The 17,391-nt window shown below is 72.3% G+C and carries 15 protein-coding genes; 2 read left to right on the forward strand and 13 right to left on the reverse strand.

Annotated elements, in window-relative coordinates; translation table 11 throughout:
- Positions 1-41: 41 nt before the first annotated feature.
- The 6 genes from HNR13_RS13310 to HNR13_RS13335 all read right to left on the reverse strand — a co-directional run bounded on the left by HNR13_RS13310 (position 42) and on the right by HNR13_RS13335 (position 8,339).
- Positions 42-2,306 carry a transglutaminase TgpA family protein gene (locus tag HNR13_RS13310; RefSeq protein WP_179606467.1) on the reverse strand — a complete coding sequence of 755 codons (2,265 nt, stop codon included), beginning with the start codon at positions 2,304-2,306 and terminating at the stop codon, positions 42-44.
- Positions 2,299-3,654, reverse strand: coding sequence for a DUF58 domain-containing protein (locus HNR13_RS13315; protein WP_179606469.1), 1,356 nt, complete (start codon positions 3,652-3,654; stop codon positions 2,299-2,301). The genes HNR13_RS13310 and HNR13_RS13315 overlap by 8 nt, the downstream gene beginning before the upstream one ends.
- A gap of 3 nt (positions 3,655-3,657) precedes the next feature.
- Positions 3,658-4,776: an AAA family ATPase gene (locus HNR13_RS13320; protein WP_246312762.1), complete on the reverse strand. Its 1,119-nt coding sequence runs from the start codon at positions 4,774-4,776 to the stop codon at positions 3,658-3,660.
- A gap of 13 nt (positions 4,777-4,789) precedes the next feature.
- Positions 4,790-5,272 (reverse strand): pantetheine-phosphate adenylyltransferase, encoded by a 483-nt coding sequence (coaD, locus tag HNR13_RS13325; protein WP_179606471.1) that lies wholly within the window; start codon positions 5,270-5,272, stop codon positions 4,790-4,792.
- A gap of 89 nt (positions 5,273-5,361) precedes the next feature.
- Entirely contained in the window at positions 5,362-7,569 is a 2,208-nt protein-coding gene (locus HNR13_RS13330; protein WP_179606473.1) for an ATP-dependent DNA helicase RecG, read from the reverse strand.
- A complete protein-coding gene (locus HNR13_RS13335; protein ID WP_179606475.1) occupies positions 7,566-8,339 on the reverse strand; it encodes a tetratricopeptide repeat protein in 774 nt (257 codons plus the stop codon). The genes HNR13_RS13330 and HNR13_RS13335 overlap by 4 nt, the downstream gene beginning before the upstream one ends.
- Positions 8,340-8,387: 48 nt before the next feature.
- On the opposite strand from HNR13_RS13335, the gene rsmD reads away from it, so the two are divergent.
- Positions 8,388-8,957 (forward strand): 16S rRNA (guanine(966)-N(2))-methyltransferase RsmD, encoded by a 570-nt coding sequence (gene rsmD / locus HNR13_RS13340; RefSeq protein ID WP_179606477.1) that lies wholly within the window; start codon positions 8,388-8,390, stop codon positions 8,955-8,957.
- Between the two features lie 104 nt (positions 8,958-9,061).
- Here rsmD and HNR13_RS13345 read toward each other — a convergent pair whose 3' ends face one another.
- Positions 9,062-10,057, reverse strand: a complete 996-nt coding sequence (locus HNR13_RS13345) for a thiamine-phosphate kinase (RefSeq protein ID WP_179606479.1) — start codon at positions 10,055-10,057, stop codon at positions 9,062-9,064.
- A 26-nt stretch (positions 10,058-10,083) separates the two neighbouring features.
- On the opposite strand from HNR13_RS13345, the gene HNR13_RS13350 reads away from it, so the two are divergent.
- Positions 10,084-10,605, forward strand: a complete 522-nt coding sequence (locus tag HNR13_RS13350) for a DUF3515 family protein (protein ID WP_179606481.1) — start codon at positions 10,084-10,086, stop codon at positions 10,603-10,605.
- 222 nt (positions 10,606-10,827) lie between these two features.
- Here HNR13_RS13350 and HNR13_RS13355 read toward each other — a convergent pair whose 3' ends face one another.
- Genes HNR13_RS13355 through leuC form a run of 6 tightly spaced genes read right to left on the reverse strand, consistent with a single transcriptional unit; the run spans position 10,828 to position 17,224 of the window.
- Positions 10,828-11,919, reverse strand: coding sequence for a D-alanine--D-alanine ligase family protein (locus HNR13_RS13355; RefSeq protein ID WP_246312763.1), 1,092 nt, complete (start codon positions 11,917-11,919; stop codon positions 10,828-10,830).
- Positions 11,816-12,973, reverse strand: coding sequence for an NAD(P)H-dependent glycerol-3-phosphate dehydrogenase (locus HNR13_RS13360; RefSeq protein WP_246312764.1), 1,158 nt, complete (start codon positions 12,971-12,973; stop codon positions 11,816-11,818). Before HNR13_RS13360 ends, HNR13_RS13355 begins: the two co-directional genes overlap by 104 nt.
- Complete coding sequence (locus tag HNR13_RS13365) at positions 12,966-13,778, reverse strand: lysophospholipid acyltransferase family protein (protein ID WP_382312696.1); 813 nt, start codon at positions 13,776-13,778, stop codon at positions 12,966-12,968. Before HNR13_RS13365 ends, HNR13_RS13360 begins: the two co-directional genes overlap by 8 nt.
- Positions 13,779-13,797: 19 nt before the next feature.
- Positions 13,798-15,168 (reverse strand): UDP-N-acetylglucosamine 1-carboxyvinyltransferase, encoded by a 1,371-nt coding sequence (murA, locus tag HNR13_RS13370; RefSeq protein ID WP_179606487.1) that lies wholly within the window; start codon positions 15,166-15,168, stop codon positions 13,798-13,800.
- The gene (gene leuD, locus HNR13_RS13375; protein ID WP_179606489.1) at positions 15,165-15,764 is read right to left on the reverse strand and encodes a 3-isopropylmalate dehydratase small subunit; all 600 of its coding nucleotides are present in this window, start codon (positions 15,762-15,764) and stop codon (positions 15,165-15,167) included. The genes murA and leuD overlap by 4 nt, the downstream gene beginning before the upstream one ends.
- Complete coding sequence (gene leuC, locus HNR13_RS13380; protein WP_179606491.1) at positions 15,764-17,224, reverse strand: 3-isopropylmalate dehydratase large subunit; 1,461 nt, start codon at positions 17,222-17,224, stop codon at positions 15,764-15,766. The genes leuD and leuC overlap by 1 nt, the downstream gene beginning before the upstream one ends.
- Positions 17,225-17,391: the final 167 nt, after the last annotated feature.

Consider the following 17,391-nt stretch of genomic DNA (forward strand, 5'->3'; position numbering starts at 1 on the left):
CGTGTACGGGGTGGTTCTGAAGCTGCTCACGAACGGCTATGTTACGCGGGACCGCCGACGCTCGCAGGCGAACGCCAGCCGGCTGGCAGCAACGACACAGGAATCAGCGCCGCCTTCAGCCGCAGCCCGCGGCCCGCCTGCGCCTCCAGCGCGTCGATGACCCGCCGGAGGTCGTCCGCCAGGCCGACGGCGACCGCGCGGGTCGGCGGCCCGAAGGCGTCGCGCTCGCGCACGTCGAGCAGGCGGAGCACGGCCTCCTCCCCCGGCGTCCCTTCGACCGCCGCCGCGATCCGCCGCGCGAAGGCGCGCGGGGTCTCGGTGTCCGGCGCGGACCAGCCGAGGTCGCGCGCGGTGTCCCGCAGCTCGTCCCAGACGACCGCCGCGCCGCCCCACGACTCGGAGAGCCGCCTCAGACGCGCCCGCCGCCGCATCCGGCGCAGCACCGCCGGCGTCAGGAGCACCGCGATCACCAGCAGCGCGACGCCGAGCCCGGACAGCACCGGCTGCAGCGGCGACGGCGGTGTGGTCCCCGCCGCTCCCGCGACGTTGGGCTGGTCGGTGGGCACCAGGCGCTTCGGCGCGGCGGACGAGCCGGGCCCCGTCGTCGGGACGACCTGGTCGGGCGTGGTGTTCGGCCGGGTGTAGCTGGGGATCGTGCCCCGGCCGACCGTCGGCTCGAACGGCACCCAGCCGACGCCGGCGAAGTACAGCTCGGGCCACGCGTGCAGGTCGTCGCTGGTCACCGTGTAGGTCCCCGGGCTGTTCGCCGTGCCGCCGCTGGAGGTCCCGGGCAGGTAGCCCTCCGCCACCCGGGCCGGGATGCCGAGGCTGCGGGCCATCAGCGCCATCGCCGAGGCGAAGTGGACGCAGTAGCCGCTCTTGACCTGCAGGAACTTCGCGATCACCCGCGTGCCGTCGCCGTCGTAGCCCTGCTTGAGCGGGGTCTGCGTGGAGTAGACGAAGCCGTTGTCGCGGAAGTAGTCCTGCAGCGCGACCGCCTTGTCGTACTCGGACACCGCTCCCGCGGTCGCCGTCAGCGCGGTCTGCCCGATGATCGCCGGCATGTTGGAGGGCAGGAACAGGTCGCGCTGGATGTCGGCGGGCACGAAGCCGCCCGCCGCCTTGAGCTGGTCGGCGGTCGGTGCGAGCGTCAGGCTCGTCACGGTGTACTTCTGGCCCTGGGTCGTGACGTTGATGCCGCCGAGGGTCAGATCGTCGGGATCCCACGACCAGGTGCCGTTGAGGCCCTTCACCGACTGCACGGGCGCGGGCACCGGCAGCCAGCGGCTGGTCATGTCGTCGATCTCCACGGAGGTGGTGATCTTGGACCGCTTCACGGCGTCGGACAGCCCGGGCACCGGTCCGATCGCGACGCCGTCGGAGAGCCGCTTGGTGTCGCGCTCCCTGTGTTTCCAGACCGAGCCCGTGAACTGGTCCAGCGAGGCGAGCTTGAGATAGGGGCCGCCCGAGGCGGTCGTCGTGTAGGTCAGCGCCCGCACCGCGGCCGGGCGGCGGAGGTCCTTGCCGAGGTCGATCAGCGGCGTCACCGTTCCGCCGATCGAGATGCCGCCGGCCGTGAAGGAGGTCGCCCCGCCCTTGTCGAACCCGGGCGCCGTGCCGGACAGCAGCATGGCGACCACGACGGCGGCGGCGCCGACGGACAGTGCGGCGGCCGGGCGCGGCGACCCGGGCCGGCGGGTGCGGACGTCGCAGCGCAGCAGCCAGAGGAACGCGACCGCCGACGCGGCCAGCGCGATCGGGTCCAGCCCGTCGCCGAGGAGCGTCCCCGGCACCACGAGCACCGCGACGACGCCGAGGGCGGTGAAGGCGGGCGCCCGGAACGCGACGGCCAGGATGTCGAGCACGATCGCGATGAGGCACGCGCCGGCGACGACCAGGAAGATGAACTCCGGCAGGCTCTCGGCCGGCGTGCCCTGCTGGTAGATCGAGAGCTGCGCCTGCTGCAGGTAGACGCCCCAGCGCTGCACGGTCCCGGCCGTCGGGATGAGCCCGAGCAGCCCGGTGCCGTTGCCGAACGCCGCGGTCATGATCATCAGGGCGAGCACGAACTCCAGCACGGGGACGAGCCGGCGGTGCACGCCGACCGCGCGCAGGGCCGCCCCGCTCACCAGGAGGAAGGAACTGGTCAGCATCAATGCGAACCACCAGGTCGGCCCCTGGATGAGCCCGCCGAGCGCGAAGCTCAGCGCGAGCACCTGCAGCACCAGCGCACCGGTGATGCGCCAGTAGGCCTGCCGCCTGCGGCGGACGCCGGTCATCCCGAGCGCGACGGCTTCGCTAACCATGACCCGCCACCGTCCGCTGCCGGTCCAGGGCGCGCTGCCAGCACTCCGCGGGGTCGTCGCCCGCCGCGAACGGCACGCACAGCCAGCCCGCGTCGGCGAGGACCTCCTCCACCTCGGGCGCCGCGCCCGCGCCGATGAACGCCACGGCGGGGTCGCCCATGCCGCGCAGTCCGGCGAGCGAGCCGAGCTCCGGCGTGCCGTCGAGGAGGACCGCGAAGATCGGGACCGCGCGCCCGGCGCGCCGGAGGCCGGAGGCGAGCTCGGCGACCGCGTCGTCGCGCGCGGCCGGCGTCGCGTCCACCGCGGCCAGGTCGGCGAGGAGCAGCCGGTCGGCGGTGCCGCGGTCGTAGGTCGGGGTGATGGATCCGAGGGTGCCCGTCCTGCCCGCGCCGCTGCGGCCCGAGAGCTGCCGCGGCGCGGTCTCCACCACGCTGAGCACGAAGCCCTCGTCCAGGAGATGGACGCCGACGGAGGCCACGAGTTCCACGAGCGTCTCGAACAGCGCGTCCTCCGGCTCGGCGGCGCCGGGCGCGGCCGGTGGCCGGATGACGACGGCGGTCGCGGGCGCGGGCCGGGTGTCCATCAGGATCCACGCCTCCGGGTTGCTCCGCTGCTCCTCCTGCCGGACCATCAGCTTGTCGTGGCGGGCGGTCGCCCGCCAGTGCACGCGGCGCAGCGGGTCGCCGGGCCGGTACTCGCGCGCGATCAGCTCGTCGGCGCTCGGGATGCTGTGCCGCTGCAGCTCGTGCTCCGCGCCCTCGCTGTGCGCGACGTCCAGCTCGCCGCTCGACAGCGGCACCACCCGCGGGGTCACCAGGAACTGCCGCGGCTGGCCGACGGCGTACTCCGCGTACGCGATGCCGAACGGGTCGGTGCGGCTGACGATGAGCGGCCCGACCGGGTGCGAGCCGCGTGTGCGGGCGACGATGTCCTGCCGCAGCACCACGGTGTCCCTGCCGTGGGCGACGTTGACCTGGTGCGCGCCGAGCCGCGGGAACGGCGCCGACCCCTGCACGTCGATCCCCGCCGGGGCGTACTCGCGCCAGCGCGCCGGCGGACTCGGCCGGGCGGCCTGGTTGCGGGCCGTCGTGACGATCGTCGCCTGCTCCCCCACCGCGACGACATCCGGGTGGAAGCTGCGGGCCACGGTCAGCCGCGGCCGGTCCAGCGTGACCGAGATCATCGCCGCCAGCGGGAGCACGGTGAGGAAGACGCCGACGAAGAGCACGTCCGTGCGCCCGAAGAAGGCGGAGGCGACCAGCGCGACCACCCCGATGGCGCCGAAGGTCCATCCGCGCGCAGTCGGACGCGGCTTCTTCAGGGGCGACGGCCCCCCGCGTCCTGCCACGGCCTACTCCCCGCCTGTGCGGACCGCTCCGGAGACGGCGCGGCCGCGGCCGGACGCAGGCGTGTCGTTCGCCGCCCCGCCGATCGCGCCGGAGCCCACGGGCACGGGCGTCGCCGCGACGATCCGGCGGACGATGTCGGCGATCACCGGCGCGCTCTCGTGGTGGTGGCCGAGCGCGCGGCTGGTCGGCAGCAGCCGGTGGCCGAGCACGGGGACGGCCAGGGCGTCGATGTCGTCCGGCAGCACGAAGTCGCGGCCGTCGAGCGCCGCCATCGCCTTGGCCGCACGGACGAGCTGCAGCGTCGCGCGCGGGCTGCCTCCCAGGCGGAGGTCGCGGTCCTCGCGCGTCGCGCGCACGAGGTCGACCGCGTACTGCTTGACCGGCGTCGACGCGAACACCGCGCGGGCCGTCGTCATCATCGAGCGCAGCTCGTCGGAGGTGACCACCGGCCCGATCCGGGAGAGCGGGCTGGAGGTGTCGCGCGTCGTGAGCATCGCGAGCTCGGAGTCCTCGTCGGGGTAGCCCATCGCGATACGGGCCATGAACCGGTCGCGCTGCGCCTCGGGGAGCGCGTAGGTGCCCTCCATCTCGACCGGGTTCTGCGTGGCGACGACGATGAACGGGGCCGCGAGCGGGTACGTCGAGCCGTCGACGGTGACCTGGCGCTCTTCCATGCACTCCAGCAGCGCGGACTGCGTCTTCGGGCTGGCCCGGTTGATCTCGTCGCCGATGACGATGTTCGCGAACACCGCACCCGGCTTGAACTCGAAGCGCCGCTCCGCCTGGTTGTAGACCGAGACGCCCGTGACGTCGCTGGGCAGCAGGTCGGGCGTGAACTGGATGCGGCTGACCGAGCAGTCCACCGACTTCGCCAGCGACTTGGCGAGCATCGTCTTGCCGACGCCCGGCACGTCCTCGATGAGGAGGTGGCCCTCGGCGAGCAGGACGACCAGCGCCGTCTGCACCGCGTCGTGCTTGCCGTCGATGACGGACTCCACATTGGCGGTGATCTGCTCCGCGGCGCCCCTCAGCTCGTCCAGGTCCATCCCCGGCGCGGGCAGGCCCACCTCCTCCGGGGCGACGGAGGACTCCGTGGGCTGGCGCGTCGCGTAACTGTTCATCTCTCCACCCGGGTCATGTGGTTGACAGCAGTTCGGAGACGGCGGGAGGCACGTAGGGGCTCACGTCCCCGCCGAGGTTGGCGACCTGGCGCACGAGGGAGCTCGACACGTGCGCGTTCGCCGGATCGGGAAGCAGGAAGACCGTCTCTACGTCGGCCAGGTGCCGGTTGACGATCGCCATCGGGGTCTCGTAGGCGACGTCCACCTGCGAGCGGATGCCCTTGACCAGCACGTCCGCCCCGACATCGGTGCAGTAGTCGACCAGGAGGCCGACCGACCAGGACGCGACCACGATGCGGCCCTCGATCCCGGCGTCCTCGATCGACCGCTCGATCAGCGCGACGCGCTGGGCGATGGGCAGCAGGGCCGACTTGTCCGGGTTGTGGACCACCAGCACGTGGACCTCGTCCCACAGCCGAGCGGCCCGCTCGATGACATCGAGATGCCCGAGAGTGACCGGGTCGAACGATCCAGGGACTACGGCGATCCTGTTCATAGGGCACCAGACTATTACGCGATTCCCGGCTATTCGTTGTGAATCCGTTATCTTCACAGGGCAGGGTGTCGCGTGGCCCGGCGGCCCGCTCAGGACTTGCCGAGGAACGCGCGCTCGGACTCGTCGAGCCGACGGGCGAGCGCCGCGGCCAGGGCGGGATGCGCGGCGAGGCCGCCGTCGTCCAGGGTCTCGGCCGCGGCGACCCGCGCCTCCGAGATGAGCTCGCCGTCGGAGACCACGCGCAGCAGCTTGAGGGAGGACCGGCCGCCGGACTGCCGGCTGCCGAGCACGTCGCCCTCGCGCCGGAGCTCCAGGTCGACGTTGGCGAGCTCGAAGCCGTCGAGCGTCGCGGCGACCGCGTCGACCCGTTCGCGCGCGAGCGAGCCCTCCTCGGCGTAGGTGACCAGCAGGCAGAGCCCGGGGATGTCGCCGCGGCCGACCCGGCCGCGCAGCTGATGGAGCTGGGAGACGCCGAACCGGTCGGCGTCCAGCACGATCATGGCGGAGGCGTTCGGCACGTTGACGCCGACCTCGATCACGGTGGTCGCGATCAGCAGGTCGAGGTCGCCCGCGGCGAAGGCGCGCATCACCGCGTCCTTCTCGTCGGAGGACAGCCGCCCGTGCAGCACGCCGACGCGGGTCTGCGCGAACAGCGGGTCGGCGCGCACCTGGGCGGCGACCGACTCGACGTTCGCGGTGGGACGCGGAGGTCCCGCGTCCTCCTCGGGAGCCGGCGCCTCTTCGCCGTCGTCCTCGGCCTCCTTGGCGCTGATCGCCGGGCACACCACGAAGACCTGCCTGCCGCGGGCGATCTCCTCGGACGCCCGCTCCCAGATCCGGCGCTCCCAGCCCGGCCGGTCGGCGAGCGGGACCACGAAGCTCTCGATCCCCTGCCGCCCCGCCGGGAGCTGGGCGATGGTCGAGACCTCCAGGTCGCCGAACACCGTCATGGCGACCGTGCGCGGGATCGGCGTCGCGGTGAGGACCAGCACGTGCGGAGGCGTGCCGCCCTTCGCGCGCAGCGCCTCGCGCTGCTCGACCCCGAACCGGTGCTGCTCGTCGACGACGACGAGGCCGAGGTCGAAGAAGGTGACGGCGTCGCCGAGCAGAGCGTGCGTCCCCACCACGATCCTGGACTGGCCGCTCACGGTGCGCAGCAGCGCGCGCTTGCGCTCCGCGGTGCTGAGCTGGCCGGTGAACAGAGTGGGCATCAGCTCAGCGGAGAGGTCGGGGCCGAGCATGTCCACGATGGAGCGGAGATGCTGCGCCGCGAGGACCTCGGTCGGCGCCAGGAGCGCCGACTGGCCGCCGCTGTCCGCCACGGCGAGCATCGCCCGGAGCGCGACCAGGGTCTTGCCCGAGCCCACCTCGCCCTGCACCAGGCGGTGCATCGGCTCCGCCGTGCCGAGGTCGTGGGCGATCTCCCGGCCGACGTCGGCCTGGTTGCCGGTCAGGGTGAACGGCAGGATGGCGTCGAACCGCTCCAGCAGCCCGCCGGGCACGGCCTTCCGCGGAGTCGCCGCGACCGAGCGCGCCTCGGCCCGCTGCTGCAGCAGGGCGGCCTGCAGCACGAACGCCTCCTGGAAGCGCAGGGCGTCGCGGGCGCGCTGCCACTGGGCGTTCTTCTGCGGTCGGTGGATGCCCTCCAGCGCCTCGCGGAACGGCAGCAGCCCGCGCTCGGCGACGACGGAGGCCGGCACCGGGTCGGGGCACGGCCCCAGCGCGTCGAGGGCGAGGCCGACGGCCTTCTGCACCTGCCAGCTCGCCACCGTTCCGGTCGCCGGGTAGATCGGGATGGGGGTCTGCGCCCACTCCTTCGCGGCGGCGCTGCCGGGCGCGACGGCGTTCTCCGCGTCGTCGGCGAAGAGCTCGTAGTCGGGGTGCGCGAGCTGGAGCGCGCCGCGGTACGCGGACACCTTGCCGGCGAAGATGCCGCGGACGCCGGGCGAGAGCTCCTTCGACCGCCAGGCCTGGTTGAAGAACGTGAGGGTCAGGACGCCCTCGCCGTCGGAGATCTTCACCTCCAGGATGGAGCCGCGCCTGGCGCGCATCGGGCGCTCCTGCACCCGCAGCACCTCGGCGACGATCGTGACGTGCTCGTCCAGCGGCAGGTTCGCCAGCGCGGTCAGCTCGCCGCGGGTCGCGTACCGGCGCGGGTAGTGCGCGAGCAGGTCGGCGACCGTGCGCATCCCGAACGCCTTCTCGAACGCGGAGGCCGTCCGCCCGCCCAGCACGCCGGTGAGCCGGGTCTCGAGCGCGACGGCGCCGTCGGAGGCCGGTGCGGTGCTGGTCGTCATGGTTCGATCGTAGGGGCCGCCTCCGTCGCCGCGTCGCGGACGTGCGCCTCGACCTCGGCGAGGGCCGCCAGCTCCGCGGCCACCTCGCTCTCCCCCGGCCGCTCGGCGGCGAGCCGGTGCTGGATGTCGAGCGCCTCCTGCCAGCGCCCGACCTCGCGCAGGCTGCGGGCGAGCGACCAGCGCGCGGCGAACTGCTGATCCAGCGTGCCGTAACGCTCCGCCGCCTCCAGCGCCGCCTCGAATGAGCCGAGCGCTTCGTGCGAGCGGCCGGCCTCGAACAGCGCCCAGCCGCGATTGCTGTGCAGGGCGACGCCCCAGCGCAGGGTCCGCGGGTCGGTGACCCCGGCGAGCTCCACGAGCCCTTCCTCGGTCCACTGCTCCGAGCGTGCCGGGTCGGCGATGGCGAGCATGTGGGCGGCGTCGACCGCCAGGAAGGTGTCCGCGTCGCGGCGCGCCGCCAGCAGAGCGCTCTCGAACAGCGGGACGGCCTCGGCCGGCCTGCCCTCGGTGTTGCGCAGCCGGCCGCGCTCCAGCAGGATGCGCACGGCGAGCGTCCCGAGCGCCGGCTCGAGTGAGTCGAGGAGGCCGTCGGCCTCGGCGAACCGGCCCTGCAGGCCGAGCGCGCGGGCGCGCTGGGTCTCCAGTTCAGCACGCACCAGTTCGGGGCGGTCGGGTTCGGAAGCGGCGATCGCGAAGCGTTCGGCGGAGGCGATGGGGTCGTCGTACCGCCACAGGGCGTCGAGTTCCGCCTGCTGGAGGCGTTCGTCCATCCTTCTATTCTGCTGACGGCGCGGCGGCACCGCTAGGCTCGGATGGCTATGACCCGAATCGTCTCCGGCTTCGCCGGCTCGCTGACGCTGCAGGTGCCCAAGAGCGGCACGCGACCGACCAGCGACCGCGTGCGCGAGGCCGTGTTCTCCGGATTGGACGCGCGCGACGCCGTCCGCGGGGCGCACGTGCTCGACCTGTTCGCCGGCTCCGGGGCGCTCGGGCTGGAGGCCGCCAGCCGCGGCGCGGCGCGGGTGGTGCTGGTCGAGAAGTCCGCGGCCGCTGCCGTGATCTGCCGCCGGAACGCCGAGGCGGTCGTCCGCGCGGCGCCGAAGGACGCCCGGCCGCAGGTGGACGTGCGCGCGGCGGCGGTGCAGCCGTACCTCGCCGGCGGCACGGCGGCGGCCTTCGACCTGGTCTTCGTGGACCCGCCCTACGACCTCCCGGACGGCGAGCTGCTCGCGGTGCTCACGGCGCTGGTCCCGCACCTGGCCGAGGATGCGCTGGTCTGCGTCGAGCGCAGCACCCGCGACGGTGTGCCGAGCCTCCCCGAGGGCCTGGCGCTGGACCGCACCCGCGCCTACGGCGAGACCGCCGTGCACTACGTGTCCCCCGCCTGACCGCGCCCCCGCCGCGGTCGCCACCGGAGGACTTCCGCCCTCCGCTGTCCCCGATCTCCTCCGCTGACTGCTCTCGCCCGGCGTGTCGGATCGGATCTCCTCCGTTAGCCGCTGTGCCCGTCCCACTCCAGATACGGGTCCCAGCCGCCGCGCTCGTCGAAGGGGTGGCCGTCGACCAGGAGGCCGGCGCCCTCGCGGACTGTGCCAACGGGGCGGAAGCCTCCGGGCAGCGGCGTTCCGGGTGGGAAGCAGGCGAGGAGGCCGTGGTCCTCTCCCCCGGTCAGCGCGGTGAGCGGGTCGTCGCCGAGGGCGGTGCGGTCGAGGTCGATGGCGACGCCGCTCGCCTCGGCCACCCGGCGGGCGTCGAGCGCGAGGCCGTCGCTGAGGTCGAGCATCGCGGTGGCGCCGGCCTCCGCCGCGAGGGGGCCGTCGGCGACCGGAGGCCGGGGCCGCAGCTGGGCGCCGACCAGGTCGGGATGCGCGGCGGCGACGGCGGCGAAGCGCACGCGGTCGGGCACGCCGTCCACATCCACCGCCTCCGCGAACAGCAGCCGGAGTCCCGCCGCGGCCGCCCCGAGCGCGCCGGAGACCGCGACGACGTCGCCCGGGCGGGCGCCGCTGCGCAGCACCGGTGCGCGCCCCTGCAGGTCGCCGAACGCGGTCACCGCGAGGGTCAGCGTGTCGGAGGCCGACAAGTCGCCGCCGACCACGCCGCAGCCGGGGGCGAGCTCGGCGCAGGCCGCGCGGAAGCCGTCCGCGATGTGCTCCAGCGCGGACACCGGCAGCGTCTGCGGCGCCGCGATCGCGACCACGAGCGCGGTCGGCACCGCGCCCATCGCCGCGACATCGGACAGGTTGGTCGCCGCGGCCTTCCAGCCGAGGTCCTCCGGCGTGGACCAGGCCAGCCGGAAGTCCGGGCCGTGCACCATCATGTCGGTGGTCACCACGAACCGGCCGTCGGGCGCCGTGAGGACCGCCGCGTCGTCGCCCGGGCCCACGATCGTCGCGGACGACTCGGGCAGGCGCGGGAAGATGCGCTTCAGCGCCTCGCGTTCCGACGCGTCGGCGACGGTCTCCGCCGCGCTCCCAGAATCCACCATGACTCACAACGGTAGCCTGAATCCTGATGTCCGCTCGCCGCTCCGCCCTCGCCCTCGTGCTCGCCGCTGCAGCGCTCGCCCTGACCGGGTGCGCGCCCACGGTCTCCCTCGACCCCGCGGCCGACGCGAACGACCCGGGCTGCGCCGAGATCTCCGTGCGGCTGCCGGACTCGGTGGCGGACAAGGACCGCAGGCAGACCGACGCGCAGGCCACCGGTGCGTGGGGCGACCCCGCCGCCGTGCTGCTGCGCTGCGGCGTCCCGCCGATCGGGCCGACCACCAAGCCGTGCGTCGACGTCAGCGGCATCGACTGGGTGCTGATGTCGGACCCGGCGGCCAAGCAGGTGGTCTACCAGACCTTCGGTCGCACGCCGGCGACCGAGGTCGTCATCGACCACGTCTCCGGGGCCTCGGACGCGGCCGTGCTGCCCGAGTTCGCCTCGGCGATCGCGAGCGTCAAGCAGACGGAGAAGTGCCTCTCCACGCTGGACACGACCCTGACGCCTCCGACGGCGACGCCGGCGCCCACGCCGACGCCGTCGCGCTGACCCCTCGCACATTCGGCACGAATGTCGCGTTACGCGCACGCATTCACGACATTCGACCCGAATCGCGGCGTGAACAGCTGCGCACATTCGTGACGAATGCCGCGTTAGGCGCCGCGATACGCGACATTCGGCACGAATGTGCGTCGCGCAGCAGCGCTCACATTCGGCACGAATGTCGTGTTACGGACGCGCGTTCTCGCGATTCGGCACGAATCGCGAGTGCTAGGCGCGCGCCAGCGCGACCTCGAGCAGCTCGGTGATGAGGGCCGGGTAGGCGAGGCCGGACTCCTGCCAGCAGCGCGGGAACATCGAGATCGGCGTGAAGCCCGGCATGGTGTTGATCTCGTTCACGACGAACCCGTCGGCCGTGAGGAAGAAGTCCACGCGGGAGAGGCCCTCCGCGCCGATCGCGTCGAACGCCCGCACGCCCAGCTCGCGCATCTCGGCCAGCTCGGCGTCCGTGAGGTCGGCCGGGCAGACCAGGTCGATGCCCGGCGCGTCCAGGTACTTGGCCGCGAAGTCGTAGAACTCCCGTCCGCTGATGACGATCTCGCCCGCCACGGAGCCGCGCGCCGGTTCGCCCGGACGGCCGCCCAGCACGGCGATCTCCACCTCGCGTCCCACGACCGCCGACTCGATGAGCACGCGGTCGTCCTCGGCGAGGGCCGTCTCGACGGCGGCGCCGAGGTCGTCCCAGGAGGTCACCTTGGACACGCCGACGCTGGAGCCCGCGCGGGCGGGCTTCACGAACGCCGGGAGGCCGAGCGCCTCCGCCTCGCGGCGCACCGCGTCGGCGTCGGTCCGCCACTCGTACGCGGTCACGGTCCGCCACGGCGCGACGGGGATGCCCGCCTGCTGCAGGACGGTCTTCGTGAAGTGCTTGTCCATCCCGAGAGCGCTGGCGAGCACGCCGCTGCCCACGTACGGGAGGCCGACCAGCTCGAGCATGCCCTGCACGGTGCCGTCCTCGCCCCACGGTCCGTGCAGGATCGGGAACACGACGTCGACCGCGCCGAGCGTCGAGCGTGTGCCGTCGGCGGCGACCACGGCCAGCTCGCGCGACGTCGACGACTCCGGCCAGACGATCCGGGAGCCGTTGTCCTCGACCTCTGGGAGGGCCTCGGTGTTCAGCGCGAAGCGGGCGGCGTCGTCCGGCTGGAGCGTGAAGGCGCCCTCGTGGGTGATGCCGACGGGGATGACGTCGTACCGGTCACGATCGATCGCCGCCAGTACTCCCGCCGCCGTCGCGCAGCTGATCGAATGCTCGCTTGAGCGACCTCCAAACAGAAGTGCGACTGCGACCTTGTCCGTCATCCGTTGTCCTCTCTCCCTGCGGTTCGTCGTCATCGGTGGTCAGATGGGGGGCGATGTCCTTCGGGTCGAGCGTGCCGGCGAGCACCTGGCTCACCTGGCGGACGATCGGCATCTCCACGCCCCGCGCCTCGGCGAGACGCAGGATGGGCGCGACCGAGGCGAGGCCCTCCGCCGTCTGGTTCATCTGCTTGACGACGTCGTTGAAGCTGTAGCCCTGCCCGAGCAGGCGCCCGGCGGTGTTGTTGCGGCTCAGCGGCGACTCGCAGGTGGCGATCAGGTCGCCGAGTCCCGCGAGCCCGGAGAGCGTGACCGCCTCCGCGCCGTAGGCGACCGCGAAGTCGGTCATCTCGACCAGGCCGCGGGTGATGATCGAGGCCTTGGTGTTCTCGCCGTAGCCGACGCCGTCCACGATCCCGATCGCCACGGCGATGAGGTTCTTGAGCACGCCGCCGAACTCGGTGCCGATCACGTCGGTGTTCACGAAGCTGCGGAAGTAGCGGTTGGTGGCGGCCATCGCCACGGCCTGCGCGGTCTCCAGGCTCTCCGAGGACACCACGGCCGCGGTCGGCTGCTCGCGCGCGATCTCCAGCGCGAGGTTGGGGCCGGAGGCGACGGCGATGCGCTCCGGCTCGATCGGGAGTCCCTGGGCGATCACCTCGCTCATCCGCAGGCCGGTGCCCTTCTCGACGCCCTTCATCAGGCTGACGAGGATCATCGACGGCGCGAGGTGCGGCGCGATCGCCTCCAGGTTGGAGCGCAGCGTCTGGCTCGGAATGGACACGAACACCTGCTCGGCGCCGCGCATCGCGTCGCCCAGGTGGGAGGTCGCGCGCAGGTTGCGGGGCAGGTTGATGCCCTCCAGGTAGTCGCTGTTGCGCTTGACCTCGTTGATCTCGCGCGCGAGCTCCGGGCGCCTGGCCCACAGCACGACGTCGTTGCCGCCGTCGGCCAGGATCTTCGCGAAGGTCGTCCCCCAGCTTCCGGCGCCGAGGACGGCGATGCGGCGGGGAGGCGTAGTCGGTCGTGCGGCCGTCCGGCCTTTCCTGTCAGCCATCGAAGCGGCCGGTCTCCTTCTGGTTGTGCGAGGCCGGGTCCCAGCGGGTCTCCGGCGCCTTCTCGCCGCGCAGGTCCTCCAGCAGCGCGGTGATCGCGTTCATGATGACCTCGGTCGCCTCGGTCAGCGTCGCCTGGTCGAGGCTGCGGCCCCGGAACGCGGACAGGTCGACCGGGTCGCCGACCTTGACGGCGATGGTCTTGCGCGGGAACAAGCTGATCTTCTTCGCGTAGCGGGCCATGACCTGCTGGGTGCCCCAGTGCGCCATCGGGATGACGGGGAGGTCGTGCTCCAGCGCCATGCGCGCGGCGCCGGTCTTGCCCCGCATCGGCCACATGTCGGGGTCGCGGGTGAGCGAGCCCTCCGGGTAGATGATGACGACCTTGCCGTCGTCGATGATCTTCTGCGCCTCCGCCAGCGGGGCCGCGCCGCGGCCGGAACCGCCGCGCGCCACCGGGATCTGCCCGGACTTGCGCAGGAACCAGCCGACGACGGGCACGCGGAACAGGCTCTCCTTGGCGAGGAACCGCGGCAGCCGCCCGAGCTTCCAGACCACCATCCCCATCATCACGGGGTCGATCTCGCTGTAGTGGTTCGGCGAGATGATGTAGGCGCCGTGGCGCGGAAGCTTCTGCCCGTCGGTGATCCGGAACCGGGCGAGCAGGCTCGCCAGCGGGATGATGAGCACGGCCAGCACCCAGAAGATCGAGGGCCGGCTCTTCTCGGAGCGCTGCCTCTTCTCGGAGTGCTCGGAGGCAGCGCTCTCGGACGCGGTCGGGTTCACGGGTTCATCGGGATGGGGCACCATCCCATTATCGCGGGCCTCAGCCCTCGAGGACGAAGTCCGCTCCGAGCAGCTCGAGCTTGGTGATGAACTTCTCGTACCCGCGGCTGATGATGCCGACATTGCTGACGGTCGAGCGGCCCTCCGCCGACAGGGCGGCGATGAGGTGGCTGAACCCGCCGCGCAGGTCGGGGATCTCCACGTCGGCGCCCTTCAGTTCCACCGGGCCCATGATGACCGCGGAGTGGTTGAAGTTGCGCTGGCCGAAGCGGCAGTCGTGGCCGCCGAGGCACTCCTTGTGGACCTGGATCTTCGCGCCCATGTCGATGAGCGCGTCGGTGAAGCCGAAGCGCTGCTCGTAGACGGTCTCGTGGACGATCGACACGCCCTCGGCCTTGGTCAGCGCGACCACGAGCGGCTGCTGCCAGTCGGTCATGAAGCCGGGGTGCACGTCGGTCTCGATCACGACGGGCTTCAGCGCGCCGCCCGGGTGGAAGAAGCGGATGCCGTCGTCGTGGATCTCGAACGCGCCGCCGACCTTGCGGAAGACGTTGAGGAAGGTCAGCATCTCCGGCTGGCGGGCGCCGCCGACGTAGATGTCGCCGTTGGTGGCCAGCGCCGCGGCGGCCCAGCTGGCGGCCTCGTTGCGGTCGAACAGCGCGGTGTGGCTGTAGCCGACCAGCTTGTCGACGCCCTCGATGCGGATCACGCGGTCGGTGTCGACCGAGATGATCGCGCCCATCTTCTGCAGGACGTTGATCAGGTCCATGATCTCGGGCTCGATCGCCGCGCCCTTGAGCTCGGTGATGCCCTCGGCGCGGACGGCCGTGAGCAGCACCTGCTCGGTGGCGCCGACGCTCGGGTACGGGAGCTCGAGCTTGGCGCCGTGCAGGCCCTCGGGGGCCGTCATCCGGATGCCGCTGGGGAGCTTGTCGACCACGGCGCCGAACTTGCGCAGCACCTCGAGGTGGTAGTCGATGGGGCGGTCGCCGATGCGGCAGCCGCCGAGGTCGGGGATGAACGCCTCGCCCAGGCGGTGCAGCAGCGGCCCGCAGAACAGGATCGGGATGCGGCTGGAGCCGGCGTGGGCGTCGATGTCGGCCATGTGCGCCGACTCGACCGCGCTCGGGTCGAGCAGGAGCTCGCCCTCCTCCGCGCCGTCGGTGACCTTGACGCCGTGGACCTCGAGGAGGCCGCGGACGACCCGGACATCGCTGATGTTCGGGACGTTCCGCAGCACGCTCGGGCCCTCGCCCAGGATGGCGGCGACCATCGCCTTGGTGACGAAGTTCTTGGCGCCGCGCACCTCGATGCGGCCCTTGAGGGGGATTCCGCCGTTGATCGTGATGCGGTCGGCCGTGAGGCCGACGTGTGCGCCTGCCGCCTGGGAGTCCTGAAGAAGCGAGTTCAAATTTTCACCGGGAGTGTCTTGGGCCGCCAGCTGGCGCGAGCGGCTTCGTATTCGGAGATGCGCGCCTCGTCGCGCAGGGTCAGAGCGATGTCGTCCAACCCTTCGAGCAAACGCCAGCGAGTGTAGTCGTCGATGTCGAAAGACACCTGGACCCCACCGACGGTCGCAGTCTTGGCAACCAGGTCCACCGTCGCGGATATTCCCGGCTCGGCTTCGATGGCTGCCCAGAGCCGCTCCGCGTCCTCCTCGGTGATGATGCCGGTGAGCAGGCCCTGCTTGCCCGAGTTGCCCCGGAAGATGTCCGCGAACCGCGGGCTCAGGACGACCCGGAAGCCGTAGTCGCGCAGCGCCCAGACGGCGTGCTCGCGGGACGAGCCGGTGCCGAAGTCGGGCCCGGCGACGAGCACGCTCGCGCCCTGGTAGGCCTCCTGGTTGAGGATGAACTCAGGATCCTTGCGCCACTCGTGGAAGAGTGCGTCGTCGAAGCCGGTCTTGGTGACCCGCTTGAGGAACACGGCGGGGATGATCTGGTCGGTGTCGACGTTGGACCGGCGGAAGGGCACGGCCACGCCGGTGACGGTCTCGAACTTCTCCATCAGGCGCCCACCTTCTCTCCAGCGTTGGTATCGGCTTCGTCGTGCTCCAGGTCCCACGGGCTGGACAGCGTGCCGCGGATGGCCGTGGCCGCCGCGACCAGCGGCGACACGAGGTGGGTGCGGCCGCCCTTGCCCTGCCTGCCTTCGAAGTTGCGGTTGGAGGTGGAGGCGCAGCGCTCCCCCGGCGCGAGCTGGTCGGGGTTCATGCCGAGGCACATGGAGCAGCCTGCGAACCGCCACTCGGCGCCGAACTCCTCGACGATCTTGTCGATCCCCTCGGCCTCGGCCTCGATGCGCACGCGGGCGCTGCCGGGGACGACCATGACGCGCACGCCATCGGCCTTCTTGTGCCCCTTGATGACGGAGGCGAAGGCGCGGAGGTCCTCGATGCGGCTGTTGGTGCAGGAGCCCATGAACACCGCGTCGACGGGGATGCTCTTCATCGGCGTGCCCGGCGCCAGGTCCATGTACTCCAGCGCGCGCTCGGCGGCGGCGCGGGCGTTCGGCTCGGCGATCGCGGCCGGGTCCGGGACGGCCTCGCTCAGCGAGACGCCCTGGCCGGGGTTCGTGCCCCAGGTCACGAACGGCTCGATCTCGGCGGCGTCGAGGTAGACCTCGGCGTCGAAGACCGCGTCGTCGTCGGTCACGAGCGTGTTCCAGTAGGCGACGGCCTCGTCCCAGTCCGCGCCCTCCGGGGCGTGCGGGCGACCCTTCAGGTAGGCGTAGGTGGTCTCGTCGGGCGCGACCATGCCCGCACGGGCGCCGGCCTCGATCGACATGTTGCAGATCGTCATGCGGCCCTCCATCGAGAGGGCGCGGATGGCGCTGCCGCGGTACTCGAGCACGTAGCCCTGGCCGCCGCCGGTGCCGATCTTCGCGATGACCGCGAGGATGATGTCCTTCGCCGTCACGCCGGGACGCAGCGTCCCCTCGACGGTGATGGCCATCGTCTTGAACGGCTTGAGCGGCAGGGTCTGCGTAGCGAGCACGTGCTCGACCTCGCTGGTGCCGATCCCGAACGCCATTGCGCCGAACGCGCCGTGCGTGGAGGTGTGCGAGTCGCCGCAGACCACGGTGATGCCGGGCATGGTGAGGCCGAGCTGCGGGCCGACGACGTGGACGATGCCCTGCTCGACGTCGCCCAGCGAGTGCAGCCGGACGCCGAACTCCTCGGCGTTGCGGCGCAGCGTCTCGATCTGGGTGCGGCTGGTGAGGTCGGCGATCGGCCGGTCGATGCCGATCGTCGGCGTGTTGTGGTCCTCGGTCGCGATGGTGAGGTCGGGGCGGCGGACCGGCCGCCCCGCCATGCGCAGGCCGTCGAACGCCTGCGGGCTGGTCACTTCGTGGACCAGGTGGAGGTCGATGTAGATCAGGTCCGGCGTGCCGTCCTCACCCTTCACGACCAGGTGGTCTCGCCACACCTTCTCCGCCAGGGTCAGCGGACTGTGCTGCGTCGTCATCTCGGTACTCCTTGAGCTTCGTTCACGGTTCAGCCGTCGACGGACTCCGCGGCGAGGGTGGCCTGAGGATTAGGACTCGCCGCGGCGGCTAAGGAGGAGCAGACCCGCGAACACGGATTCAGATTATCACCCGCCCTGGGGACAGGACGGACGGCTCGCGGCCGTCG

The sequence above is a fragment of the Leifsonia shinshuensis genome (assembly GCF_013410375.1).
Taxonomy (GTDB): Bacteria; Actinomycetota; Actinomycetes; order Actinomycetales; family Microbacteriaceae; genus Leifsonia; species Leifsonia shinshuensis.